25 protein-coding genes are annotated in these 23,765 nt (G+C 57.4%); 15 read left to right on the top strand and 10 right to left on the bottom strand.

Features of this window, described 5'->3' with window-relative positions; genetic code table 11:
• Positions 1-575: 575 nt before the first annotated feature.
• From EDC28_RS06655 to EDC28_RS06645, 3 genes are all read left to right on the top strand, one after another.
• Positions 576-875 carry a hypothetical protein gene (locus EDC28_RS06655; protein WP_123421072.1) on the top strand — a complete coding sequence of 100 codons (300 nt, stop codon included), beginning with the start codon at positions 576-578 and terminating at the stop codon, positions 873-875.
• Between the two features lie 74 nt (positions 876-949).
• Positions 950-2,092, top strand: coding sequence for an XRE family transcriptional regulator (locus EDC28_RS06650; protein ID WP_123421071.1), 1,143 nt, complete (start codon positions 950-952; stop codon positions 2,090-2,092).
• Positions 2,089-2,583, top strand: a complete 495-nt coding sequence (locus tag EDC28_RS06645; RefSeq protein WP_123421070.1) for a DUF4411 family protein — start codon at positions 2,089-2,091, stop codon at positions 2,581-2,583. Before EDC28_RS06650 ends, EDC28_RS06645 begins: the two co-directional genes overlap by 4 nt.
• A gap of 325 nt (positions 2,584-2,908) precedes the next feature.
• Here EDC28_RS06645 and EDC28_RS06640 read toward each other — a convergent pair whose 3' ends face one another.
• The 3 genes from EDC28_RS06640 to EDC28_RS06625 form a co-directional block, all read right to left on the bottom strand.
• Positions 2,909-3,349: a P-loop NTPase fold protein gene (locus tag EDC28_RS06640; protein ID WP_170164049.1), complete on the bottom strand. Its 441-nt coding sequence runs from the start codon at positions 3,347-3,349 to the stop codon at positions 2,909-2,911.
• 430 nt (positions 3,350-3,779) lie between these two features.
• A complete protein-coding gene (locus EDC28_RS06630) occupies positions 3,780-4,148 on the bottom strand; it encodes a hypothetical protein (RefSeq protein ID WP_123421068.1) in 369 nt (122 codons plus the stop codon).
• A gap of 113 nt (positions 4,149-4,261) precedes the next feature.
• Positions 4,262-5,125: a LysR family transcriptional regulator gene (locus tag EDC28_RS06625; protein WP_123421067.1), complete on the bottom strand. Its 864-nt coding sequence runs from the start codon at positions 5,123-5,125 to the stop codon at positions 4,262-4,264.
• A gap of 90 nt (positions 5,126-5,215) precedes the next feature.
• Here EDC28_RS06625 and EDC28_RS06620 point away from each other — a divergent pair, with 90 nt between their 5' ends.
• From EDC28_RS06620 to EDC28_RS06595, 6 genes are all read left to right on the top strand, one after another.
• A complete protein-coding gene (locus tag EDC28_RS06620) occupies positions 5,216-5,713 on the top strand; it encodes a lactoylglutathione lyase family protein (protein WP_123421066.1) in 498 nt (165 codons plus the stop codon).
• A gap of 228 nt (positions 5,714-5,941) precedes the next feature.
• Entirely contained in the window at positions 5,942-7,075 is a 1,134-nt protein-coding gene (locus EDC28_RS06615) for an MFS transporter (protein ID WP_123421237.1), read from the top strand.
• A 261-nt stretch (positions 7,076-7,336) separates the two neighbouring features.
• Positions 7,337-8,287 carry a CsgG/HfaB family protein gene (locus EDC28_RS06610; protein ID WP_050657277.1) on the top strand — a complete coding sequence of 317 codons (951 nt, stop codon included), beginning with the start codon at positions 7,337-7,339 and terminating at the stop codon, positions 8,285-8,287.
• Between the two features lie 3 nt (positions 8,288-8,290).
• A complete protein-coding gene (locus EDC28_RS06605; RefSeq protein WP_050657278.1) occupies positions 8,291-8,608 on the top strand; it encodes a putative periplasmic lipoprotein in 318 nt (105 codons plus the stop codon).
• A complete protein-coding gene (locus tag EDC28_RS06600; RefSeq protein WP_050657279.1) occupies positions 8,608-8,952 on the top strand; it encodes a DUF4810 domain-containing protein in 345 nt (114 codons plus the stop codon). The genes EDC28_RS06605 and EDC28_RS06600 overlap by 1 nt, the downstream gene beginning before the upstream one ends.
• An 11-nt stretch (positions 8,953-8,963) precedes the next feature.
• Positions 8,964-9,653 carry a GNA1162 family protein gene (locus EDC28_RS06595; RefSeq protein WP_123421065.1) on the top strand — a complete coding sequence of 230 codons (690 nt, stop codon included), beginning with the start codon at positions 8,964-8,966 and terminating at the stop codon, positions 9,651-9,653.
• A 54-nt stretch (positions 9,654-9,707) separates the two neighbouring features.
• On the opposite strand, the gene EDC28_RS06590 is transcribed toward EDC28_RS06595, so the two are convergent.
• The 3 genes from EDC28_RS06590 to EDC28_RS06580 all read right to left on the bottom strand — a co-directional run bounded on the left by EDC28_RS06590 (position 9,708) and on the right by EDC28_RS06580 (position 14,185).
• Positions 9,708-12,368, bottom strand: coding sequence for a M16 family metallopeptidase (locus EDC28_RS06590; protein ID WP_123421064.1), 2,661 nt, complete (start codon positions 12,366-12,368; stop codon positions 9,708-9,710).
• Between the two features lie 151 nt (positions 12,369-12,519).
• A complete protein-coding gene (locus tag EDC28_RS06585; protein WP_123421063.1) occupies positions 12,520-13,392 on the bottom strand; it encodes an endo alpha-1,4 polygalactosaminidase in 873 nt (290 codons plus the stop codon).
• Between the two features lie 133 nt (positions 13,393-13,525).
• A complete protein-coding gene (locus tag EDC28_RS06580; RefSeq protein ID WP_123421062.1) occupies positions 13,526-14,185 on the bottom strand; it encodes a DsbA family oxidoreductase in 660 nt (219 codons plus the stop codon).
• Positions 14,186-14,422: 237 nt separating this feature from the next.
• On the opposite strand from EDC28_RS06580, the gene EDC28_RS06575 reads away from it, so the two are divergent.
• The 6 genes from EDC28_RS06575 to EDC28_RS06550 all read left to right on the top strand — a co-directional run bounded on the left by EDC28_RS06575 (position 14,423) and on the right by EDC28_RS06550 (position 19,856).
• Entirely contained in the window at positions 14,423-15,586 is a 1,164-nt protein-coding gene (locus EDC28_RS06575) for an FAD binding domain-containing protein (RefSeq protein ID WP_123421061.1), read from the top strand.
• Between the two features lie 195 nt (positions 15,587-15,781).
• Complete coding sequence (locus tag EDC28_RS06570) at positions 15,782-16,531, top strand: NRDE family protein (RefSeq protein ID WP_050657287.1); 750 nt, start codon at positions 15,782-15,784, stop codon at positions 16,529-16,531.
• A gap of 96 nt (positions 16,532-16,627) precedes the next feature.
• Positions 16,628-17,173 (top strand): helix-turn-helix domain-containing protein, encoded by a 546-nt coding sequence (locus tag EDC28_RS06565; RefSeq protein WP_123421060.1) that lies wholly within the window; start codon positions 16,628-16,630, stop codon positions 17,171-17,173.
• An 11-nt stretch (positions 17,174-17,184) separates the two neighbouring features.
• Positions 17,185-17,700 carry a GNAT family N-acetyltransferase gene (locus tag EDC28_RS06560; RefSeq protein WP_123421059.1) on the top strand — a complete coding sequence of 172 codons (516 nt, stop codon included), beginning with the start codon at positions 17,185-17,187 and terminating at the stop codon, positions 17,698-17,700.
• A gap of 69 nt (positions 17,701-17,769) precedes the next feature.
• Positions 17,770-18,615: an alpha/beta hydrolase gene (locus tag EDC28_RS06555; RefSeq protein WP_123421058.1), complete on the top strand. Its 846-nt coding sequence runs from the start codon at positions 17,770-17,772 to the stop codon at positions 18,613-18,615.
• 161 nt (positions 18,616-18,776) lie between these two features.
• On the top strand, positions 18,777-19,856 hold the full coding sequence (locus tag EDC28_RS06550; RefSeq protein ID WP_050657291.1) for a type I restriction endonuclease: 1,080 nt from the start codon (positions 18,777-18,779) through the stop codon (positions 19,854-19,856).
• Positions 19,857-19,899: 43 nt separating this feature from the next.
• Here the strand turns inward: EDC28_RS06550 and EDC28_RS06545 are convergent, their stop codons facing one another.
• The 4 genes from EDC28_RS06545 to ggt form a co-directional block, all read right to left on the bottom strand.
• Positions 19,900-20,379, bottom strand: a complete 480-nt coding sequence (locus EDC28_RS06545; protein WP_050657292.1) for a hypothetical protein — start codon at positions 20,377-20,379, stop codon at positions 19,900-19,902.
• Positions 20,380-20,403: 24 nt separating this feature from the next.
• Positions 20,404-20,943 (bottom strand): inosine/xanthosine triphosphatase, encoded by a 540-nt coding sequence (gene yjjX / locus EDC28_RS06540; RefSeq protein ID WP_050657293.1) that lies wholly within the window; start codon positions 20,941-20,943, stop codon positions 20,404-20,406.
• 50 nt (positions 20,944-20,993) lie between these two features.
• Positions 20,994-21,695, bottom strand: a complete 702-nt coding sequence (locus tag EDC28_RS06535) for a DUF3592 domain-containing protein (protein ID WP_170164048.1) — start codon at positions 21,693-21,695, stop codon at positions 20,994-20,996.
• 141 nt (positions 21,696-21,836) lie between these two features.
• On the bottom strand, positions 21,837-23,612 hold the full coding sequence (gene ggt, locus EDC28_RS06530) for a gamma-glutamyltransferase (protein WP_123421056.1): 1,776 nt from the start codon (positions 23,610-23,612) through the stop codon (positions 21,837-21,839).
• Positions 23,613-23,765: the final 153 nt, after the last annotated feature.

Genomic DNA, 23,765 nt, shown 5'->3' with positions numbered 1-23,765 from the left:
GCGGGGCCGCTGTTCTTTTCGACGTTGTTTGGAAGCTGATGATTCCTTTATTGCCGGTAATACTCGGGCCGTCCTGGCCCTCGTCCCTGCTCTCCGATGTTCAAATCTGTTCCTGACAGATTTGTCGCAGTGGCGGGTGAGGGACTTTGCACCGCCAAGCGGGCTTTTTATGGGGCTTTGCGGCTGGTTTGGGTGTCCTTTTCGGGGTGTTTTAACGCTGGTGATTCCTTTATTTGCCGGTTCTCGCACCGGCAGGCGAGGCGCTTTGTTTTCGCACAAAGTGCCCAAAGGCACCGCCCATGTTACGCGATATCCTCATTTCTAGTCGTTTACCGCTGACCGCTCCACACGCGTTCCTGACGCGTCTTCCGCTCTTTCGGCATCCTTGCCTCAAGTCAGCTCCCACTCCTGACAACGAGGCGCTCCACTTAACGGGCTCCGGGGGCTCACCAGCAGGATATGAATGTAGGAAATAAGATCTGCTGCTTCGTTACTTTGCTTGTAAGCTATTGATATTAAAGAAAGCTAAAGGTGGGCGTCCTGCTGAGCCCCTTGATTTTTCACGAGGCGGGTTTATGGAGACGGAATTGTTTTTTGAATTATCCTATGCCGAGGCGACCTATCAACTGAGCGATCATTTTCCGCTGTGGATCCAGTTAAAAACAGACAATGATAGGCCCAGGCTGGATCGTTCCATGGGGATGCTGCGTGCTGGTGGCCTCGGGCAACCGCGTCCCAACCCGTATTCATCCGCGACGTTGTTTTCCCATCACGGGAAACAGGGGGGAACTCCCGCCCGATTCCCGTTATCTAAGAACGATAAAGTTGAACAATTTTTGTATACTACGGGCCGCGTTGAGCGGCTGAAAAACTAACGTATTGATTTTTAAATATCATCTTTTCTCCTGTTTCATCACTGACTAAGATAAGAGAAAAGAAAGGACTCTTCATGGCAACTGCATACGCACAAGTTAATCCAAACCTGCTTCGGTGGGCGCGGGAACGCGCAGATCTCACCCTTGCTATGCTTGCGAAAAAGTTGCACACCACGGAAGACAAAGTGGACGCGTGGGAAAGCGGTACAAAGCCCATTACGATACGCAAGGCCATGGAACTGGCTGAGAAAACTTATGTGCCCTTTGGATTTTTATTTTTACATGAACAGCCAAAAGAGACGCTGTCCATTCCGGATCTGCGTACGGTGGACAGTGAGCCGGTAAGAAAGCCCAGTGCAGAGCTACTCAAAGTGGTGCAAACCACACTCACAAAGCAAGCCTGGTATAAAGACTACGCTCTGGAGCAGGCCCAATCTCCTTTGCCGTTCGTCGGACGTTTTACGACAACAACGCCTGTCGCCACCATCGTTGATGACATGCGCCAGGTGCTGGGCGTGCCGCCGCACCCGACGCGGGGAAATTGGGAGGATTACCATAAGGCGTTGATCGCGCGTATTGAAGCCGTTGGGGTATTGGTGATCCGCCAGGGCCACTTGGGACATCACACGAAACCGCTCTCTGTGACTGAATTTCGCGGCTTTGCTATTGCGGATCCTGTTGCACCGGTGATCTTTATTAACCTCGCGGATGCCCCCGTGGCACGGTTGTTTACGCTTATCCATGAATTGGCACACATTTGGATTGGGCAAAGTGGTGTTTCTGACGGGGCCGATACGAGCCACAGACAAGAGGAAGTACTGTGTAATGCCGTGGCGGCTGAGTTTCTGGTGCCGGGCGAAGAGTTTCGTGCACTGTGGCAGCCTGCGGAGGACTGGAAAGAGAATTTAGGGCCGTTAGAAGCCCATTTTCATGTGAGCCAATGGGTCTTAGCGCGACGGGCACTGACCTTGAATTTTATTACAACCTACGACTATCACCGCTTTATTGCCTGGTTGAAAAAGCAATACGATGAGCGGGAGCGCACGGGACGCGGGCCGAGTTATTATGTGACGCTGAAAAGCCAAACCAGCGAGCGATTAGCGCGGGCAGTGCTCTCTGAAACCGCCAGTGGCAATGTGTTGTTACGCGATGCAGGTCAGCTATTAGGGATGAAGCCAGATAAAATCGCCACGTTTGCGAAAGGATACGAGCGTTGAATTATTTGATGGATGCAAATACGTATATTCAAGCGAAAAACGTGTATTACAACATGGACTTTTGCCCCGCCTTCTGGGACTGGTTGGAAAAGCAGTTTCAAGCGGGACAAGTCATGAGTATTGATAACGTGTATCTTGAGTTAACCGACTCGACCGATACCTTATCGCAATGGGCCAAGGCACATCAGGCGCATTTTATCTCGGTGGCCGATACGGCGACGCAAGCGACATTTACTGACATCGCCAACTATGTGGTGTCGCTGAAAGGTAAATCACCGGTGGATATTGCCAATTTTCTCAGTAAAGCTGATCCGTGGCTCATCGCCAAAGCTGTCACGACAGGGGCGACGGTGGTGACGCACGAAAAGGTGGTGGATGCTGCCAGTAAAAAAGTCAAAGTCCCCAACATTTGTCAGCAATTCAACGTAAGTTATATAAACACCTTCCAGCTGCTCACGCAGTTACAAGCACAGTTTGTGCTTGGCAACTAAGCCCCTGCTGAGGGTAACACTAGGATGAAGCACAATGCATGGACCGCGGTCCTTAAGATTGTCGACAATGAAATCGTGCGAAAATCCACGCGCTGTCACAATGTGCATACCAATGAAGTAAAACACCCCTAGGATAGGAAATAGCGCCGCTACGCCCTAGGTTTTGGTATTGGATATAATGTCTTCTTTGCGCTGTTGGGGCCAAAATCGTGGTTGAAGGTACATTTCCCCGGCGTTGTTTCCCAAATCCATTGAACCAATCTGTTTGACCGTGATCCGATCCCTCGACTTTAAATGGGACACCCACTTTGAGTTCTTATCTAGATCAGTGGCTAGATGGTGGCTGATCGTTGAAACACGCTTGGTGTTGCGCCAGCCAGTGCAAAAGACCTCCGATCTCTGCAACCGTACCACTGGTTTTTTCAATTAGTGCGGTTGCTTTTGCTAACTTTGGTGAGGCAGCAGCAAGAACCTCAGCATGAATCTGTTCGACTGTTTGAACCCCAAAAAGACTGACATAATAACGCTCAGCTTCGGGTATCAAGTGTTTTACCTGGTAAGTTTTACCTGTACCCCACTTTCCAGTGACTAGAACTGCGTAGCTTGGTGCTTCCAGAGCTTGGTAGTAGCTGAGGTAATCAGCTAAATGTGTTTGTTTTGACATTTTGCCACCGTCCCTGGTTTTCGATTGAGTATAAATAACTCGAGGTTTGCCTGTTTTTGGCTTGGTTATTCTAAGTAGCATCTGAAGTAGCGCCTTAAACACTCAAACCTCCATCCTTTGACATAGTGGCTCTTCCAGAGCGGAAAAGTCCATATATGATGCAACCGCCTCCAGCCACATCCTCAATGAGATAAATGACACAAGCTGCGTCGTTAGTTTTCTAAGATTTTCGGTCAGCGAGTGGATTTGGAACGAAGCCTCGTTGGCAGCCTTGGCGCTGTACTTGGATATTGGGCTCATGGTGCCCCTTTCAGTGGAGCTCTGAACCGCCCGACTGGGCAACAACTTCGGTGGGAATGATAGGGGCCGCCGAGGTTTGAACATCGGAGTCAACGACGATGGCCCGCAGGGCGAAGGCAATGGATGGCCTGAGTAAACCCGGTATCTAAAGTCAGCGCCCGATAAGGCCACCTTCCGCATTTTTACTTTCCCATCATTCCCGTAAGCCGCTGCCTGATATTAATCGCAGCACTCAAGCCCCAACCCTAAAAATATCGAGAGGAACAGGGGCTGAGTGCCAAAGCCCAAAGTGGTGGCTGTAATAGTGGCAAGGTACAGCTTGCTTTCTGTTGGCGACGGCAATGTGTGCCGTATTACAGCCCAACCCCTCTTTTGCCGTCGTAAGCGCTAAACGCCAGACGCTGTCATCGATACAATTGCAGGTAAGGGCATATGGCTTCTGCCATTCTGGTGTCTGGCTTTTTTCAATCAGCGCCAGCTCAATGGCCTTCGTTTCTCGTGGCTTATCCAACTTCACCGATGCCATTAAGCCCCAAAAGGTCAGGGCCGTGATCAGCAGGGCGCTGAGTAGGATAAGGGTGCGGGTGAGTGCTGCTTTCATGGCCGTCCTTGGGGTGGCGTGCTGCTGTTTACCTTATCAGCAAAAGCCCCATAAAAATCAACCCTGATTACGGTGTAAAGCGCGTTTGGCCACAGGCGAAAGTGGCTTTGCTGTTACTTCCCTTCAATCGCTGCCAACACCTGCTGGGCCCTTTGTGAGAGTGGCCATTGGGCGCGGTGGATAAGCCAGAGTTTGTCTGTTACCTGGGCGCTAAGGGGCATCACTTGAATATGCGCTTGGCGGGGAAAGGCTTGGCGGGCAAAGCGGGGTAGCACGGTAAAGCCAAGGCCTCTTGCTACCGGTTCAAGGATAAGGCTTATCTGGTTGATAAAACCATGACAGGGCAGGGCGGCGGGGCCTGGGCTACCGGGAAAGGCCCGGGCCAGCAAGCGTGTGGCCATGGCCTGGCCGTCGGGGTGGTCGATAAAACCAAGGGCCTTTAGCCCCTCCCAACCGCTTACCTTGGCGGCCTTCGGCAGTACCAGCTCCAGGGGCTCTTCGGCAAAGAGGCGGGCAGCGATCTGCGGGCTGTCAGGCTTTTGGGTCACCAGGCCCAGCTCAAAGCGGTTGTCCAGCACGGCCAAAAGCACCTCGGTATCGGGGGCGAAGCGGTAGTGGATATGGCAGCCGGGGTGCTGTTGTTGCCAGTCCAAGAGTTTTGGGTAGAGATAAAGGCCAATGCTGCCGGGGCTGATGAGGGTCAGCTCGCCGCTGGCTGCCGGATCGTCCGCCAGGCGGTGGGCTAAGAGGGCGTCGGCCTGCACCAAGGTTTGGTGGTAATCCAAAAGTGCAAGGCCAGCCGGGGTCAGCTCTACCCGGCGAGGGTGGCGCACCAGTAGCGGCCCCAGTTGGTTCTCCAGGTGCTTGATATGCTGGCTGACGGCGGCTTGGGTGAGGTTCAGCACTTCTGCGCTGCGGGTAAAGGTGCCCTCTGCTGCCAGGGTGGCAAAGGAGCGGAGCCATTGGGGATTAATCATTAGGATATTTTATAAAAACTATAAGTTGGCCTTGGTTCTTATTATACCGATTGGGCCTTAGGCTGGTGCTCCTCAAACCAAGGAGCCGTTATGCAAACCTATCCACGCAGCTTTTCCCATATTGGCCTGTCGGTGACCGATCTCGACGCCGCCGTGAAGTTTTACACCGAGGTACTGGGCTGGTACCTCATCATGCCCCCCACCACCATCACTGAAGACGACAGCGCCATTGGCGTGATGTGCACCGACGTGTTCGGCGCCGGTTGGCAGTCTTTTCGCATCGCCCACCTTTCTACCGGCGACCGCATCGGCGTGGAGATCTTCGAATTCCGGGGCGCCGAGAAGCCGCAAGACAACTTTGAATACTGGAAAACCGGGGTCTTTCACTTTTGCGTGCAAGACCCTGACGTTGAAGGCCTAGCCGCCAAGATTGTCGCCGCCGGCGGCAAGCAACGTATGCCGGTGCGCGAATACTTCCCCGGCGAAAAGCCCTACCGCATGGTGTATATGGAAGACCCCTTCGGCAATATCCTCGAGATTTACAGCCACAGCTACGAGCTTACCTACAGCGCCGGTGCCTACAACTAACCCCAGCCGCCCTCGGGCGGCTTTTCCTTTTTGATTCTTCTATTTGAGTGAAAACACCTTTCACTGCCGGTGGCTTTAGCCGGGGCTGGCTGCCGTGGTTAAATGGCCGGCTGCTATACCCTGGCCGCCTTGGCCGGGGCCGCGTTTTTTGCGTAAGAGGAATGGAATGTGAGCACCCCCAACCACCGCGCCGAGGGCGATTCCCGGCTGCCGCTGCTGGCTCTTGCCATGGGCGCTTTTGGCATAGGCACCACCGAGTTCTCGCCCATGGGCCTGCTGCCGCAAATTGCCGATGGGGTAGGGGTGTCTATTCCCACTGCCGGTATGCTGATCAGCGCCTACGCCGCCGGGGTGATGGTGGGCGCGCCGTTCATGACCCTCTTTATGAGCCGCTTTGGCAAGCGCCCGGCGCTTATTTTGCTGATGGCCATCTTCACCCTTGGCAATATCATCAGCGCCCTGGCCCCCGATTACCTCTCGCTGCTGGCCGGGCGCATCATCACCAGCCTTAACCACGGCGCCTTCTTTGGCCTGGGGGCGGTGGTGGCCGCCAATCTGGTGCCAGCCAATAAAAGGGCCAGCGCCGTGGCCACCATGTTTATGGGGCTCACCATCGCCAATATTGGCGGGGTGCCGGCGGCCACCTGGATAGGCCAGCACCTGGGCTGGCGCCTGGCCTTTGTGATCTCCGCAGGCCTTGGGGTGCTGACCATGCTGGCGCTGCGTTTTGCCTTACCTATGGGCCGTCCCGGGCAAAAGCCCGATATTAAAGCCGAGCTTAAGGTGCTGACCCGCCCGGCCGTGCTCACCGCCCTTGCCACCACCGTAATGGGAGCAGGGGCCATGTTCACCCTCTACACCTACATCGCCCCGGTGCTGGCCACTCTCACCGGCGCTGGCGACGGCTTTGTAGCAGTGGTGCTGGTGCTGATTGGCGTCGGCTTTACCCTTGGCAATATCGTCAGCGGCCGCCTGGCGGACTGGTCTTTAACCGGCGCTGCGGCAATCTTCTTTATTGCTCTGGTCGCGCTGATGCTGCTCACCCCGGTTTTGGTAACCGGCAAGGTCAGCGCCATGGTGTTCTTTGTGCTGTGGGGGGCCGCCTCTTTTGGGATTGCGCCGCCGGTGCAAATCCAGGTGATGCAGGTAGCCGCCAAGGCGCCGGGGCTGGCTTCATCGGTCAATATCGGTGCCTTTAACCTGGGTAATGCCTTAGGCGCTGCCCTTGGGGGCGCCGTTATCAAGCTGGGCCTCGGCTACGCTATGGTGCCCATCGCTGGCGGCCTTTGCGCCCTTGTGGGTCTGGCCCTGGTGGCCCTAAGCCACCGCCACGCCAAAGCCGCCGCGCCGGCGCTGGAATAAACAAAGCCGCCCTTGAGGCGGCTTTTTTGTAGCGGCTGAATAACCCTCGAAGAAAGCATTTACTGAGACTTGTGTCTGTTTTTTGAACATTGGTTTTGGTGCTTTGCCGTTACAAAAAAGAGAAGGAAAAAGCAGCGAGTTTGTTTATAGTAGGCAAATTCAGAATGACTTCTGAATATAATGACAATGTAGGTTGGCAGGGAGGCTGACATCGTGGTGACGCACTGCGGTTGGGCCCAACTGCCGCAGAATGAGAACGCCATGAAAAAATTGATCATTCCCCTGAGTGTGATCGCCTTGCTTGCCGGTTGTACTTCAGCTACCCGCGAAACGGTGAATACACTCCCCAAAGCCACTCCCAAAGTCAGCCCAACCCTCGCGGCTCCCGAGCAACTCGGCCTTAAAAGGGTTGTTGCCATCGCCCGTTTTAGCGACGAAACCAAACGCGGCACGTCATTTCTGCTGGACAAGAACAACGATCGCCTGGGTAAACAAGCCTCGGATATTCTGGCGGCGCGTCTGACTGAAACCCAGAAGTTCGTGATGCTTGAGCGCAGCGATCTGGACAAAGTACTCTCGGAAAACAAGTTTGACGGCAGCACCATGGAAAAGGTCGGTGCCGGCTTTTTGATTGTTGGCTCTGTTTCAGAATTCGGCCGTTCCACCACCAGTGAGGTGGGGATCTTTAGCCGCAATAAAATCCAAAAGGCCAATGCCACCGTTAACGTTCGCCTGATCAATACCCATACCGGGCAGATCGTGTATTCCGAAGAGGCCAGCGGCGAAGCCACTGTTGAAGCCAATCACGTTTTCAACGTTGGCGAGCGTTCGGGTTACGACACCTCTATCGACGATAAAGCCTTGTCGGCTGCGATTTCCAAACTGGTGAGCAATATCAGCGAAAACCTGCTAGATGCCCCCTGGCGTGCCTATCTGGTTGGCCAGCAAGAAGGTTACTGGTTGATGACCGGCGGTAAATCCCAAGGGGTGAAAGTGGGTGATGTGTTTGATGTGGTCGCGCCTGGTAAGCAGGTTAAGAACCCGCAAACCGGCATGATGATCAATCTGCCTGGTAAAAAAGTGGCTACCCTGCGCGTCACTGCCTTTGTCGGCAGCGGCAGCAACGAGCTGTCATTGTGCGAACTGGCCTCAGGTAGCATTGATAGCAAGCAGACCGCACAGTTGGTGGTTGAAGAGAAAGGAAAGGCCTAAGCCATGAAAAAAATCCTGATGATGGGCCTGGCCTTATTGCTCAGCGCCTGTAGCACACATTTTTCAACCACCACCCAGGTGGATGACAAAGCCTATCTGTTGCTGACCGGCAATACCCAAGGCGCCATGCTGACCATTGACGACCAGCCTCAAATCAACCTGGACGAAAGTAATCACTACACCCAGGGTGATGAGAAGGTCATTAAATTCCAAATGGATGTTGGCAGCCACCAAGTCGAAGTCCAAAAAAATGGCCAGGTACTGGTGAAGCGTAAGATCTATGTAACCAATGGCAATACGTTTGAAGTAAGGGTTCCCTGATGAAATTAAATCGTGCCGCTCTGCTTGCCGTGGCGATGTTGTTGTCTGCCTGTGCCGCCAATAACAATATCTATTATTGGGGTGACTACTCTGAAACGGCTTATAACTTCAAAAAAGATCCTACCCCTGCAAATCGCACTGCTCATGTGAAAGCTCTGCTGGACATTATTGACCACGCCGATAAGCAACATAAAAAAGTACCGCCAGGTATCTATGCCGAACTGGGTTTGATGGAGGCGCAAGATCACGACAAAGAAAAAGCGCTGCAGTATTTCGCCATGGAGAAGAAACTCTTCCCCGAATCTTCACCACTGATTGACCGCATGGTTAAAGACGTTAAATAAGGACGGTTGTCATGATGAAGAAATACGCCATTTTGTCGATGCTGGTTGGGGCCACTTTTTTGGGCGGCTGCGTTGATGCGCCTAAATACAATACCAAGCAGCAGGCTTTCCCAAATCTGTATAAGGAACATCCGCTGTCTGTGTTGGTGGTGCCAGCCATCAACCGTTCCACCGCGGCTGATGCGCCTGAATTGTATTCAACCACCATTGCTCAGCCGCTGGCCGAAGCCGGCTATTATGTGATGCCTTTGCCTCTAACCAACATGGTACTGCAAGGGGAAGGGGTCACCGACGGTGCCCAACTGGAAAATGTCGATGCCACTAAATTCCACCAACTGATGGGCGCGGATGCCGTGCTTTTCGTGACCATCAACCAGTGGGATACCAACTATTACGTTACCGGCGGTAACGTGACGGTAGGGGCGGCCTTTAAGCTGGTCTCTGCAACTACAGGCGAAGAGCTGTGGAATTACAACAACGTGGTTGTTTATGACACCTCCGGTGGCAGCAATGCCGGCGGCCTGCTGGGCGCCATCATCGCAACCGCCTTGTCTACCGCCATGACCGATTATGTGCCGGTGGCTCGTATGGTTAACGGCACCGTGATACGCACCCTGCCGGTGGGTAAATACAACACCCGTTTCGGCAAAGACGGTACCGACCAGTTTGTAGAAAAACCGCCGGTTAAAAGCGGCAGCTAATCGTTACTGGAATAAACAAAGCCGCCCTTGAGGCGGCTTTTTTGTGGCCAAGGCTCAGGCCTTGGGGGCCGGGCCTTTGATGGCGGTGACGAAGTCGTCCGGGTGCAGGTACTTGGCGTAGGCTGCTTGCACGTCTTTGGCGCTTAGCCGGTAGTAGGCCTTGGCGGCGGCTTCGGTGGCGTCAAGGGGTTTACCCTGCATTGAGAGGCTCAACAGCTGGCCGGCGATGCTGCCAAAGCTGGCTTCGCCCAGGGGAATTTGGCGCAGCAAGATGCCCTTGGCTTGCCTGAGCTCCCCTTCGCTGACCGGCGCGCGTTGCATGGCTTTAAGGTCTTTTATCACCAGGGCGCGAGCCTCTAGGGCTTTGTCTGGATCGCTGCCGTATTGCACGTTGTAGCTGCCCCGGTTTTTATCCAAATCAAAGCCCGAGGCCACGGTGTACACCAGGCCGTTTTTCTCCCGCAAGTCTTTGACAAAGCGTGAGGCGTAAAAGCCGCCGCCCAGCACTTCGTTACCCAGGTTCAGGGCAAAGCGGGCCGGGTTGTCTTCGGTGACTGGCACGTTTTGCACCAGTTGCACGCTGTCTTGCACGGCGGCGCTGTCGGGGGTGGTGAACTGGCTGGCCTTGTTGAGCGGCACCGCCGGGTAGTCCACCTTAGGCTTGGCGCCCTTGGCCTGCCAGGCACCGAAGTACTTACTTACTACCGCCTTGGCTTGTTCGGGGGTGACGTTACCCACGATCACCAGGGTGGTCATGTCGGGGCGGAAGGTGCTGGCGTAGTAATCCTTCACATCGCTGTAGTGCAGCCCCATCACCGATTTGGGCGTGGCGTGGCGAAGGCTCGAGTCGTGCTTGGGATAAAGGGCCTCGCCCAGCTGCTGGCTGCTGAGGTAATCGGGCGACTGCAAGGCGCCGGCAACGCTGCCTGCCTCTTGGCGCTGCACTATGGCAAAGGCCTGTTCGGGCAGGGCAGGGCTGAGCTCGTTTTCGGCCAATAGCTTCATGCCCTCGGCAAAGTGCGCGGCGGGCAGCGCCAGCCCAAAGCGGCTGCCGGCCGAGGCGCGGGCGGAGATGGCGTCCAGGGCTTGCTGGTATTGCAGGCGGCCAAGGCGCTGGGTGCCGAAGTTAAAGAGGCTGTCCAGCACATCGGCCACCCCTTCCTGGCCGCTCTTGGCTTGCAAGTCTTCATTGGTGCGGATGGCGCCGCTTACCACTACGGTGTCGCTTACGGTTTCGGGCTGGACTATTACGCGCAAACCGTTGGCCAGGGTGAAGTCCACCGGGTGCAGGTTGGACTTGGGAATGTGCAAGTTGGCAAAGCGTTCTTGTGCCCATTTGGGGAGGGTAACGGCGCTGTCTGGGGCGCTGTTGAAGCTCTCGGCGCCGCCAAAGCCTTTGCTGGCCACCGGTTTGCCGGAGCTTTGCGGGGTCAGGGTGGCGGTAACGGTTTGGTCTGCCTTGAAGGTGCGCTTGGCCAGGGCATTAACCTCGGCCGGGGTTACCGCCGCGATGGCGCGGGCGATGTCTTGGGGTGATTGCAGCCCTTGCTGCACCAGGGCGTCAGACCAGCTGTTGGCAAGGCCGTCTACCGAGTTTTTGGCAAATTCAAGGCTGGCGATGGCGCTTTGTTTGGCGGAGCTTACCAGGGCCGGGTCGATACCTTTGCTGGCCGCTTTTGCCAGGATATCGCCCATGTGGGCGTCGATGTTCTGGCTATTGCCGCCTTTGGGGAAGATGCCAATGGCATAGCCGATGCCGCCGTGGGGCAGAAAATCGGCGCTAAAGCCGCCGGCAAGGGCGGTGCCGTCCATGCCCATGCCATAAAGGGCGGCGCGCTGGGAGCCCAGGGCATCACTTAGCACCAGGGCGGTGGCGTAGTCTTTGTCTTGAAGGCCCGGCAGGCGAAAGGCGCGAATTTGGTAGCCGTAGGGGGTGTCGGTATCCAAGGCAATATGGCGGGCCTTGACCGGCGCAAAGGCAAAGCCGGGTTTAGCTGGCAAGGCGTGGCTGGGAATGGGGCCAAACCGCTTTTTCACCTCGGCCAGGGTCTGGGTAGGGTCCACATCCCCGGCAATCACCAGCACCGCATTATTGGGCACATACCAAGTGTCGTGAAAGTGCTTGAGGTCGCCAGCGGTGGTTTTGTCAAAGCTTTCGCGGGTGCCAAGGGGCGTGTGCTGGTAGGGGGTGGCGGCAAAGAGCGATTGGCGGATGCCGGTCAGGGCTTTAAACACCGGGCTTGAGAGGTCGCGCGACACTTCCTGCTCGATGGCGCCGCGCTCGTTTTTCCACTCCGAGGCCTTCATGTCCACCCCGGCCATGCGGATGGCGTGGATACGAAGCGCCACATCTAAGTCCCCTTTGGGCACGGTGAAGTAATAACGGGTGGAGTCTTCGCGGGTTTCGGCGTTGAAGTGGCCGCCCATATTGGCCGCCAGGGCCGAGATTTGGTCTTTATTGAGGCCGGGGCTGCCGCGAAACATCATGTGCTCAACGGCGTGGGCGGTGCCGGGAAAGCCCGCCGGCACTTCATTGCCGCCAGCCAGATAATTGACCTGGGTGGTCACCACCGGCGCCAGTTTGTCTTCCACTATCACCACTTTCAGGCCGTTGGCGAGGGTGGCGCGGGTGACTTGCGGCGCCGGGGCACTTTGGGCGTGGCCAAGGGGGGCGAGAAGGGCCAGTGCCATGGCCAGGGGTAAGTGCTTGCTCATCAATCCATCCTTCTTTCGGGGAAAGCCAAAGAGAAAAAGAGGGCGACCTCAGGGATGGGACAACAGCCAGGCGGCTCTGGCATGTTCCAATTATTTTGCAAACTGTAAGGGGATGTGTCGGTACAAAAAAGCCGCCCGGTGGGCGGCTTGGTCAGTCTTGGCAGCTGTAGCGGAAATTGCCGTTGAGCTTTTTAGGTAGCACCAGGGTGCTAAGGCCGGCGCTGGCCGCCTGTTGGCACAGCTCGCTCCTGGCGCTGGCATCACTTACATACTGGCTGTTGTACTCGATGTTGAACACCGGTTTGTTGGCGTTAACGAAGGGGGTGAGGTAGTCGCATTCGCCATAGTTGAAACACTGCTCGTTGATGGCGAAGTCCATGTAATCCACCAAGTCTGTTACCTGGTTGAGGTCATTTTTCAGGCCCACGCTCAGCCCCAGTTCGTGGGCGCTGTTGGCCAGCCAGCGGTTGTATTGCAGCTGGTCGTTGTAACCGAGGTTAAAGCCGGTGCTGTGCTGGTAGCCGTCTACGTTGTCTGGGTCTACCCCGTCGCAGCCCTTGGTTTGAGCCAGCTCAAGCCGCGCCTGCATCACCGCCTGTACCGTGCTGGAGGTAATGTCCAGCCAGTATTCCCCGGGCCAGCCGTCTACCTCGTAGCCGTAATCGTCGGTGGCGAACTGGGAGGCGTCTTCGCGCCAGTCTTCAAAGGTACCGGCAGAGAAATAGCAAATGACCCGCGCCCCTTGCTGATGCAGCTGCTGGATAAGGGCGGTGGAGGAATCAAACAGGTCGATGTCGTACAAGGCTACGTCATAGCTGGTGTTAACGGTGCCGGTTAGCTGGATTTGCCAGTCGTCCCCCACCTGGGGCTGATACCAGTCGCCGGTGACCGGCGCCGGGGTTTGCGGATCTGGCGTGGGGGTCGTTGGGGTTTGTGGGGTGCTGGCGGTGCTTTCTCCGCCGCCGCCTCCGCAGGCACAGAGCAATAACGAACACAAAAGCAGGGGGACAAGGGTTGAGCGCATGGGGTACTGCCGGTAATAAGCCACTGCCACGGATCATAATGCAGGGCCGTTATAACGCCACTACCCGCTGCGGATAAAACCTGAATTTTCAGATAACAAGTGGTCTGTGGCCGGCGCACCGGCCACAGAGGGTTCAGCCTTGGGTACAAAAGCCGTCTTGGCAGCTGGCCATGGCCGCCTGCAAGGCGGCGGTCAGGGTCGCCTGAGACTGGGCGCCGCTGATGCGCTGCTCGCCAATCTCAAAGAGTGGCACGCCGCTGACGCCGGCATCGGTCAGTGCATCCTCAGCGGCCCTGACTTCCCCTTTACCCTGGTTGCTGGCTAAAAATACCAGCACCTCGGCGCGGTCCAGGCCCACTTTTTCGCCAAGTTCTGCCAGCACCGCGCTGTCGCCAATATCCAAACCTTGCTCAAAGTAGCCAGCAAAGAGGGCGTCGGCCAGGGGCTGGGCCAGGCCTTGCTGGTCTGCCAGCCACATCAGCCGGTGGGCCTTGAAGGTGTTGGGGGTTTTGTCGATGGCGTCGTAATCGAACGCGACATCGTCATGTTCGGCGGCTTTAACGGTGCCTTGGTCGAGCATCTGGCTGTATTGCCAGCTGCCGAACTTGTTGGCGCGGTAGCTGCGCCTATCAAGGCCGGCTTCGGGCATGGTCGGGTTCAGCTCAAACGGCTGCCAGACAATGTCTACCTCGCTGCCGGCCGGCAGGCTTTCAATGGCTTTGGCCAGACGGCGCTCGCCGATAAGGCACCAGGGGCAGATAAAGTCCGAGGTCACTTTCACTGTTACTTTCATGGCAAACCTCCAATCGTTGATGGCGCCATGGTGCGCCGGGCTTGCCCCCTTGTGAATGCTGTGTTTCCCGGCAGCTGCGTTGCGCCTGGCGCAATAGCCGGGCCGGGCATAGGCGCTTGGGGAAGCACAGGTTAGTGGGCGTTGCGAAAAGTGCAATGCAGCAGCGCAGGCCAGGGCGATGATCCCGCTTTGGAGTGGTCATACAGTGTGAACCAACCTCAAGGTCAGGAGCAAACCATGAACAGCCCCGTTGTAAAAAGCCCCCGCGCTATCGTTGTGGGCGGCTCCCTGGGTGGGCTCTTTAGCGCCAACCTGCTGCGCCAGCTTGGCTGGGAAGTGGATGTATACGAGCGCTCCGCCCACCAGCTCGACAGCCGGGGCGGCGGCTTGGTTCTGCAGCCTGAAGTGGTGGAAGTGTTCCAGCGCCTGGGCACCGGCATTGACCGTGACCAACTGGGGGTGCGCTCCGAGAACCGCCTGGTGATCAGTCCCGACGGCCAACTGGCCAGCAAGTATTACGCGCCCCAAACCCAAACCTCCTGGGCCCTGGTCTACAGCACCTTGCGCCAGTGGCTGGGGGCCGAGCGCTACCATCAGGGCAAAAGCCTGAGCCGCATCGAGCAGCAGCCAGATGGGGTGACCGCCTTTTTTGACGACGGCAGCAGCGACAGCGCTGATTTACTGATCGGCGCCGACGGCGGCAACTCCATGGTGCGCCAGCTGTTGTGGCCCGAGGCCGAGGTGCACTACGCCGGGTATTTTGTCTGGCGGGGCCTTATCCCCGAAACCGCCATGTCGCCCCTTGCCAAAAAGATGCTCCATGGCGACTTTGCCTTTGCCAACAACACCGGCTCCCACGCCCTGGGTTACCTGGTGCCGGGGCTTAAAAACGATTTACGTGAAGGGCACCGCCTTTATAACTGGGTTTGGTACCGGCTGGCTGACGACGCGCTGCTGGCCGATATCATGACCGACGTGGACGGCCGCCAGCGTGGCTATTTTATCCCCGAAGGTAAGCTCGCCCCCAAATGGTTGCCCCATATTCACGCTGAGGCCGAAGCCATGTTGCCGCAAGCCTTTGTGGATGTAATAAAGGCCACCCCCGAGCCTTTTGCCCAGGCTATTCGCGACCTCGCGGTTGACTCCATGGTCTCGGACCGAGTGGTACTGCTGGGCGACGCCGCCGCCATTCCCCGGCCTCATACCGGCTACGGCAGTGGTAAGGCTGCCGCCAACGCCCTGGCCCTTGCCGATGCGCTAGAGAGCTACCCGGGGGATATCGACCTGGCTCTGGCCCGCTGGCAACCGGGGCAGGTGTCTTTGGGCAAATCGGTGATGAACTACGGCATCGACTTGGGCGATCCCTTGATGTTCAACCGCCCGGCCCGCCGCTACGGCTGATCTTGCCTGAATGTGACGCACTGTCTCAAAAGCCCGCCCTGGGGCTTTGATGCCCCAGGGTTTAGCCTCCAACCCTTTATTTATAAAGGAAAATGCCCCTTTATCTTGGGGGCATTTGAGGTATCGCCTTTGCGGTAACAGTGATTTGCAGCGCGATTGGTTGACTCCACCTCGGCCAGGGGTTCTTATGGCGCCATGTGTACCGTTGTCATACTCCGACGTCCGGGCCAAGCATGGCCGTTGCTTATCGCAGGCAACAGAGACGAAATGAACAGCCGCCCCTGGCGAGAGCCCGGGCGCTATTGGGCTGAGCAGCCCCAGGTGGTTGCCGGGCAAGATCTCAGCGCCGGTGGCACCTGGCAGGGCCTTAACGATTGCGGCCTGGTGGCCACTATCCTCAACCGTGCCGGTACCTTGGGCCCACAAGAGGGCAAACTGTCCCGTGGCGAGCTGCCGCTGCTGGCGCTGGCTCACCGTGACGCCAAAAGCGCGGCCGAGGCCATTTCCGGGCTTGATGCGCGCCAGTACCGGCCTTTTAATTTGCTGCTGGCCGATGCCCGCCACGCCTTCTGGATAGCTAACAAAGGCGAGGGTTGCATGCTGGTGCAAGCGGTGCCAGAGGGGCTGTCCATGCTCACCGCCCATGACCTTAACGACACCCGGCAAAGCCCGCGCATGGCGGTGAACCTGCCGCGCTTTAAAGCTGCCGAGGTGCCAGACCCAAGCCTTGGCGACTGGCGGGCCTGGCGCGAGCTGCTGGCCTTTAGCGGCGAGCAGCCCCCGAACGCCGAGCGCTTTGATATTCGCCCCGATGCCATGCAAATCAGCAGCAACATTGGCTTTGAAACCGTTTCATCGTCCCTGATCGCCATCCCTGGCGACCGTCACAAAAAGGCCCAGTGGCTCTTTAACGGTGGCCAAGGCTACCGGCCCGTGTTGGGCTGATTTTCCTGTGAAGCCGGTGCTTGTCGCCGGCCTTTTTTTGCTTGTGAATTCTCAAATATGATCATAAGTTCCCAGATGTGATTATTTGAGGTGGCCATGGAACAACAACTTGCCGAGCGCCTGCGCGCCCTTCGCCAGCAACAGGGCTGGACCTTAGACCAACTGGCCGGCCACAGCGGCATCAGCCGCGCCACCTTATCGCGGATGGAAAAGGCCGAGGTCAGCCCCACCACGGCGGTACTGGCCAAGCTTTGCGCCGTTTATCACCTCACCCTCACTCAGCTGATGATGCTGGTAGAAGCCGGGCAAACCCAGGCGCTGGTGCGGCGTGAGCAGCAAGCGGTGTGGCGGGATGAGTCCCTGGGTTTTACCCGCCAAAGCGTGTCGCCGCCCGACCCGCATCTGGGCTGCGAAGTGCTGGCCTGCACCTTGCGCGCCGGGGCCCGCATTCATTACCAGCAGCCCAGCCGACCCGGCCTTGAGCACCACTTGGTGCTGCAACAGGGCCAACTGGCGCTTTGTATCGACGACACCGCCTATCAGCTACAGGCGGGGGATTGCCTGCGTTACAAGACCTTTGGTGCCAGCAGCTTTCATGTGCCTGGCAAGGACGATGCCCATTACCTGCTGGTACTGCTTTAAGGAGAACCGGGATGATCGCTGAGGTACAAGCCTCGCACTTTGCGCGCCTGGCGCCGGGGCTCGCCACATTGCTGCAAGAATGCGTGGCAGAGGGCGCCTCCATCGGCTTTATCGCCCCTTTTAGCGCGCAAGACGCCAGCCAGTATTGGCAGCACAAGGTGGCCGGCAAACTTGGCCAGCCGCGCTTTTCGCTGTGGGTTGTTGAGGTGGCTGGGGAGGTGGCGGCCACGGTGCAACTGGACGCCCAAACCCCCGCCAACCAACGGCACCGGGGAGAAGTGGCCAAGCTGATGGTCAGCCCCCGCTATCGTCGCCAGGGGCTGGCCCGGCAATTGCTGGCGGCACTGGAAGAAAAGGCCCGCCAGTGGCAACTGACCCTCCTTACCCTCGACACCCGCACCGGTGACAAGGCCGAGCCGCTTTATCTTGCCATGGGCTATCAGGTGGCCGGGTGTATTCCTGGCTTTGCGCTCAGCGTTGACGGCAGCCGCCTGGACGCCACCACCGTGATGTACAAAGGCATCTAACAAACAAACCTTGGCAGCCATAGGGCGCAGTGGTAAAGATGTTCTTTTGTTCAAGGAAAGGACAGCACATTGATATTCAACCGCTTTTTGGCAGCCACCCTGCTTGGCGCCCTGGCCCTTGGCGGCTGCGCCGTCAAGGTGACCCCCCGCAGCATGGTCTACCAGGACAAAACCCCCATCGCCCTTGCGGTACCGGCCGATACAGTGGCAGGCGCGGTTATCGCGCCGCTTAGCCTTCGCACCCCTGATGGCGCCACGCTTGCCGGTATCGAGATGACAGTCGAAGGCGCCAAGGCCAATGTGGTGTTCTATGCCGGCAACGGCATGACCATTAACAAAGCCAAAGGGATCTTGGCCCACTTTGCCAAAGTGCCGGTAAACCTGGTCTGGTTTGACTATCGCGGTAGCGGCGCCAGCAGCCAAGGTGGTGAGCTGAGCGTCGATAACCTCAAAGGCGACGCCCTGGCGGTGTTTGACTTAGCCCGCCAGCGCCTGCCCCAAGGGCTGCCGGTGCTGGTAAACGGCCTGTCCATGGGGACCTTGCTGGCCCCTTATGTTGCCAGTGAGCGCCAGGTGGACGGCATCGTGCTGGACGGCGCCATCGAAAGCGTACCGACCCTGGTGGATAACATGGTGAGCTGGTGGAACAAACCCTTTGTGACTGTCACCGTCGCCCCGCAAATGGCGGCGCTGGACAACAAGGCCATTCTTAAAACCCTGCACCAGCCCATTCTCTTTTTGGAAGGGGAAGACGACACCACCACCCCGCCTGCAATGACCCAGCGCCTTTATGAGGCCAGCGCCGCCAAGGTAAAAATTCTCACCTTGCTGCCGGGCATCGACCACGCCCAGCCCATGACCACCGACCGGGCGGTCAGTGATTACCAGCAGTTTATTGCCCACCTTGGCAGTTAAAAAAACCGGGCATCGCCCGGTTTTTTATGGTTTAGCTGAGCCCAAATAGCAGTGCTCGGGTTAAGAAAACCTCAGCCATCTTTTGCATCTTCTAGGCACTTTAGCGATCTGCGACTAGCTTATTTATTTGACATTCAATCAATTGCAGGGAGCGCTAAGCTATGGACCTTGTCGATAAACTCACTGAACTTGCAGCCAGGATCCGCCGCCAGAAAGATTCGGTACAAACCGAAGAAGCCACTAAAACCGCCTTTGTGCTGCCCTTTATTCAAGCCCTGGGTTATGACGTATTTAATCCTGCCGAAGTGGTGCCCGAGCTGATTGCCGACCACAGCGTTAAAAAGGGCGAGAAGGTTGATTATGGCGTGGTACAGGACGGCAACATTGTCATGCTGATTGAGTGCAAGGCGGTTGGCGCCGACCTGGCGACAAAACACGCCGGGCAATTATTCCGGTATTTCTCGGTGACCGATGCCCGATTCGGTGTACTGACAGACGGCCTGAAGTACCTCTTTTTCAGCGATCTTGAAAAAGAAAACAAAATGGATGACAGGCCGTTTTTCGAGTTCGATATGCTGAGCTTTGGTGAGACTGAAGTTGAAGAGTTAAAGAAATTCACCAAATCGCGCTTTGATCTCGACACCATCATTGGTACGGCAAGTAACCTCAAATACCACCGCGCCTTGCTGGCGGAAATTGCCAACGAATATGCAGCGCCCTCAGAAGACTTAGTGAGGATCCTGACTGCGCGGGTGCAAAACGGCCGATTTACCCAGCAAATCAAAGAGCAGTTTACGGTCTTGACCAAAAAGGCCTTTGAAGCCTTTGTGCGTGAGCAAGTGAATGCCCGACTTAAAAACGCTTTGGATGCCGATGCGGAATTACGCAGTGAAGCGGGGCCTATTATCGTAGACAGAGGCTCTTTGACCGAGTCGATGGAAGATGACAGTGGCATTGTTACCACCGAGGAAGAGATCTCCGCATATCGCATTATCCAGGCTATTGCGGCGGAGCAGGTTGACGTGGAGCGGGTTGCTATGCGCGACTCTAAAACCTATTGCGCGATATTGATGGACGACAACAACCGCAAACCAATCTGCCGGCTTCATTTTTTAAAAACCAAAAAGTTTGTCACGGTGTTCACCCCTGACGGTGAAGAAAAGACCGATGTGGAAAAGGTCAGCGATATTTTCGGGTTAAGAGAGAAAATCGCGGCCGCGATTGCGCAGTACCAAATCTAAATGAGAGCGCTAAAAAAACCGGGCATCGCCCGGTTTTTTATGGTTAGCGGTCAACCGCCGGGCGGCTGAGGGCGGTGTCGTAGAGTTGCCAGTGCAGCTGCTGCTCGGTGGCGCCGGGCACCTTGTTAACCCTTTTGAGCACCACATTGCCTTTGGCCTTGCCGTTGCTGCCGTCTTTATAGTGGATGGCAAGGCTCACCGGCAGGGTGATGTAAATGCTGCCGGCGGCGCCTTCGGTTTGCGGCTCGCCGGTAAAGCTCACCTCAATGGCGCTGATATTGGCGTTGTCTTGCTGGAAGTTGATAAAGCTCTGGCGCGGGTGCTCCCAAAAGCCAAAGGCCAGTTTTAAATCTTGGCTGGCAATGGCCTGGTAGTAGGTTTGCACCAAGGCTTCGGCGGCCTCGGGGCTGCCGGGCGCCGGTTGCATCTGGGCCGCTTGGGGAGCGGCGTTATCGGTTGCGGCGTTTTCCTGGCCACAGCCTGCCAGCAGCAGGCCAAGGCCTAAAACCATCAATGCACGCATGAGCACGTCCTGTTGTGAAGGGAATTAACGGTCAAAGAGTTCGGGGTTTAAAAAGGGCGCCATGGCTAAGGTCAGGGCCAGCTCGTAGGTGCTTTGGCGCGTGGCCAAGTCGCGGGTCAACAGCCCAATGGCGCCGCCTTTTTGCTTGATGTTGGTAGTGCCAAACAGCTTGTCGATAAGGGGGCCCAGTTCTTCGCCTTGCTTGAGGCCCTCAAAGAGCACCGGCGGCAATGGCAGGTTGGCGCTGCGTCCCACCGAGCGACGGCGGTTGTCGGCGATCACCACCACCGCAAAGGTGGCGGGGCCATCTTCAAACTCATCCACGCCCCCTTCCATAGCCAAGTAGTAATCGGCCTCGGTTTGCTGCTGGCACCAGGCCACCCGGTTGATGGCGCCAAGGCGGGTGTCGGCCTCTGTCATGGGCTGGTCCGGCACCCCGGACGGAGCGCTAAGGCCCACGCAATCAATGGCCTGGCCGGGGAAAAATGGCGCCAGGGCGGCTTTGGCGGCGGCAACCTTGACCGGGTTGGTGGAGCCGACCACCAGTTTTAGGGGTTGAGTCATGGCAGGTCCTTCAATCAAAAGCCCGGCCAGTTTACCGTAATTGCCGCGCCTCAGTTAGCCAGCTCTGGCAGGAAGCTAATGTCCATCCAGTATTGGCGCGGGTTGCCGGGGGCGATACGCACGGTCACGCTGTCGCGGTCCAGATATTCGAGGGGGTCAAACCAGATGTATTCGCTTTGAAACACGAACACCTGTTTGCTGGCCGGGTCTTGCCACTGGGCGCTTATTACAAAGGGCTGCACGTCGTTGTAGCTAAAGGCGGCTCTTTCTACCGAGGTGATAGTGGCCTCAACCGGCTGGCCGCTGGCTTTAAGCCATGCCTGGCGGCGCTTTTTAATCAGCGTATAAAGCGTGCGGCCAAGGCCGATGGCGCTAAAGCACAGGCCCATGATGGCAAGGATAAGGCTGGCGCCCCACAGCGAGAAAAAGCCGTTGATACGAGCTTTGCCTGGGTTCTCTGGCCTGTATAACACCTCAACCTGCTCGCCGGTGTGGTAGGAGGGCGGGTTGGCGCCGGAGCTGGAGGTAAAGCGGTGGCTTTGGCCGTCTAGGCTGCGAAACACCACTTGCGGGAAATAGGTAGTGCCGTCGCTGTCGCGGTGGGCTTCAAGCTCCACCACCTGGCCTTGGGCCGTGGCTGCGCTATCGAGAAATTGCACCGTGCTGTAGAGGGCGGCACCGGCCCCCAGCAGCAGCGCGATTCCGATAAGGGTAAAGACTTTAAAAAGGCATCCTGGGCCTGACATCTGCATGGCCATTCCTTAGCTGTCAAAAAAGGGCTGGCACCTTAACACGCTGTCGGCGAACGAGCAGTAAAATGCGGGTAAACGCCAACATTCATCCTTGAAGGCACAAAAAAGCCCGCCATCCGGCGGGCCTTTTTACTAGAAGGCTTAGTAGCCGACGGCCGCGCCCTGGGGGCGGCGGGCATCGTTGGCGCCGTAGTAGAAGCCTTCGCGCACCTTGCCGGAAACGGCGGCGTCGCTAACGCTTGAGTCCTTGGCGTTTTTCACCCCAGGCAGGCCCACCATAATGGCCTCGGCGGCGCCCCAGGGGGGCTGGGCAATCATCTTGTAACCGCGGTCTTCAAGGATTTTCAGGGTGTCGGGCGACAGGCCTCGGGTTTCGTAGAACACCGCATCGGGCAGCCATTGCTGGTGAATGCGCGGCGCGTTCACCGCTTCTTGGATATTCATGCCGTAATCAATCACGTTCATCACCGTATTGAGGGTGATGGTGATGATCCGCGAGCCGCCGGGGGAGCCCACCACCATAAAGGTTTTGCCGTCTTTGGTGATGATGCTGGGGGCCATGGAGGACAGCGGCCGCTTGCCGGGGGCGATGGCATTGGCCTTGCCCTGCACCAGGCCGAACATGTTGGTGGCGCCCACCTTGGAGGTGAAATCGTCCATCTCGTCGTTCATCCAGAACCCGGCGCCCGGCGCCATCACCCCGCCGCCAAAGCGGCCATTGATGGTGTAGGTGGTGGACACGGCGTTACCGGCCTTGTCTATCACCGAGTAATGGGTGGTCTGGGGCTTTTCATGGGGCGGCACCCCGGCGGCCAGTTCGGAGGAGGGAGTGGCTTTAACCGGGTCGATTTTGGCGCGGATCTGGGCGGCGTAGTCTTTGCTCAGGAGCTTATCCATGGGAATGCTCACAAAATCCGGGTCCCCCAGCAGGCTGTTGCGGTCCACATAGGCGTGGCGCATGGCTTCTACCGTGTAATGCACGGCGTCTGCCGAGCCATAGCCCATGGCTTTGAGGTCGTAGCCTTCGAGGATGTTGAGAATTTCACACATGGTGGTGCCGCCGGAGCTGGGCGGTGGCGCCGAGATAAAGTCGTAACCGCGGTAGCTGCAGCGCACCGGGGTACGCTCTTTGGCCTGGTAGTTGGCAAAGTCTTTGGCGGTCAGGTAGCCGCCGCCGGCCTTGGCGGCCTTTTCGATGGCCTCGGGGATCTTGCCTTTATAAAAGGCGTCAGGGCCCTTTTGGGCAATGGCTTCCAGGGTGTCAGCCAGGGCCTTTTGCACCAGCCGGTCGCCCGGTTGCAGCGGGCTGCCGTCGGGGCGCAGGAAGATGCCCTTGGCCTGTTTATCGCCGCGCATCTTGCCAAGGCTGGTGTCGATAACGTCGGTGTCGCCGCGGGTGAGGATAAAACCGTCACGGGCCAGGCGAATGGCCGGCGCCATGATCTGGGCACGGGTCAGCTTGCCGGAGCCGTATTTGGTGAGGGCCATTTCCATGCCCCGCACTGTACCGGGCACCCCGGCCGAGCCCCAGCCCAGGGTGCTGGCGTGGGGGATAAGGTTACCGTTTTTGTCCTGATACATGGTGGCGCTGGCCGCCGCCGGCGCCATCTCGCGAAAGTCGATAAAGGTGTCGGTGCCGTCTTTAAGGTGCAAGGTCATAAAGCCGCCGCCACCGATATTGCCGCAGCAGGGGTTTACCACCGCCTGGGCGTAACCCACGGCCACCGCTGCGTCTACCGCGTTGCCGCCCATTTTGAGGATCTCGATACCGGCCTCGGAGGCAAAGCGCTGGGACGACACCACCATGCCGTTTTTGGCTTCTACCGGCGGCAAGGAGGCGGCAAAGCTGGTTAAGGGCAGGGTCAGGCTAAGGGCCAGCAAAGGGCTCGCCAGGAGGGTGCGTCTAACAAGGGGCATAACGGCTCGGCTCCGCAAGGGGTTGAAATATTGTTGTCATCCTTTTTGTTATATCGAACTCAGCCGCTGATGTGAACGCCAAGCTGCAAGGGCAAGGTTCAGAACAGACTGTTACCTTGTGGCTATACCCCACGGCGCGCATGCTGTGGCCAC

Source organism: Gallaecimonas pentaromativorans (genome assembly GCF_003751625.1).
GTDB lineage: Bacteria > Pseudomonadota > Gammaproteobacteria > Enterobacterales > Gallaecimonadaceae > Gallaecimonas > Gallaecimonas pentaromativorans.
This window is presented reverse-complemented; position numbering and strand designations above follow the sequence as displayed.

Coding starts and splice junctions, on each gene's coding strand:
- EDC28_RS06625 (WP_123421067.1), bottom strand. CDS start 5,125: ATGATTAATCCCCAATGGCTCCGCTCCTTTGCCACCCTGGCAGCAGAG.
- yjjX (WP_050657293.1), bottom strand. CDS start 20,943: ATGACTCAACCCCTAAAACTGGTGGTCGGCTCCACCAACCCGGTCAAG.
- EDC28_RS06595 (WP_123421065.1), top strand. CDS start 8,964: ATGATGAAGAAATACGCCATTTTGTCGATGCTGGTTGGGGCCACTTTT.
- EDC28_RS06650 (WP_123421071.1), top strand. CDS start 950: ATGGCAACTGCATACGCACAAGTTAATCCAAACCTGCTTCGGTGGGCG.
- EDC28_RS06560 (WP_123421059.1), top strand. CDS start 17,185: ATGATCGCTGAGGTACAAGCCTCGCACTTTGCGCGCCTGGCGCCGGGG.
- EDC28_RS06630 (WP_123421068.1), bottom strand. CDS start 4,148: ATGAAAGCAGCACTCACCCGCACCCTTATCCTACTCAGCGCCCTGCTG.
- EDC28_RS06565 (WP_123421060.1), top strand. CDS start 16,628: ATGGAACAACAACTTGCCGAGCGCCTGCGCGCCCTTCGCCAGCAACAG.
- EDC28_RS06590 (WP_123421064.1), bottom strand. CDS start 12,368: ATGAGCAAGCACTTACCCCTGGCCATGGCACTGGCCCTTCTCGCCCCC.
- EDC28_RS06550 (WP_050657291.1), top strand. CDS start 18,777: ATGGACCTTGTCGATAAACTCACTGAACTTGCAGCCAGGATCCGCCGC.
- EDC28_RS06615 (WP_123421237.1), top strand. CDS start 5,942: ATGGGCGCTTTTGGCATAGGCACCACCGAGTTCTCGCCCATGGGCCTG.
- EDC28_RS06580 (WP_123421062.1), bottom strand. CDS start 14,185: ATGAAAGTAACAGTGAAAGTGACCTCGGACTTTATCTGCCCCTGGTGC.
- EDC28_RS06575 (WP_123421061.1), top strand. CDS start 14,423: ATGAACAGCCCCGTTGTAAAAAGCCCCCGCGCTATCGTTGTGGGCGGC.
- EDC28_RS06570 (WP_050657287.1), top strand. CDS start 15,782: ATGTGTACCGTTGTCATACTCCGACGTCCGGGCCAAGCATGGCCGTTG.
- EDC28_RS06610 (WP_050657277.1), top strand. CDS start 7,337: ATGAAAAAATTGATCATTCCCCTGAGTGTGATCGCCTTGCTTGCCGGT.
- EDC28_RS06600 (WP_050657279.1), top strand. CDS start 8,608: ATGAAATTAAATCGTGCCGCTCTGCTTGCCGTGGCGATGTTGTTGTCT.
- EDC28_RS06620 (WP_123421066.1), top strand. CDS start 5,216: ATGCAAACCTATCCACGCAGCTTTTCCCATATTGGCCTGTCGGTGACC.
- EDC28_RS06655 (WP_123421072.1), top strand. CDS start 576: ATGGAGACGGAATTGTTTTTTGAATTATCCTATGCCGAGGCGACCTAT.
- ggt (WP_123421056.1), bottom strand. CDS start 23,612: ATGCCCCTTGTTAGACGCACCCTCCTGGCGAGCCCTTTGCTGGCCCTT.
- EDC28_RS06535 (WP_170164048.1), bottom strand. CDS start 21,695: ATGCAGATGTCAGGCCCAGGATGCCTTTTTAAAGTCTTTACCCTTATC.
- EDC28_RS06585 (WP_123421063.1), bottom strand. CDS start 13,392: ATGCGCTCAACCCTTGTCCCCCTGCTTTTGTGTTCGTTATTGCTCTGT.
- EDC28_RS06545 (WP_050657292.1), bottom strand. CDS start 20,379: ATGCGTGCATTGATGGTTTTAGGCCTTGGCCTGCTGCTGGCAGGCTGT.
- EDC28_RS06605 (WP_050657278.1), top strand. CDS start 8,291: ATGAAAAAAATCCTGATGATGGGCCTGGCCTTATTGCTCAGCGCCTGT.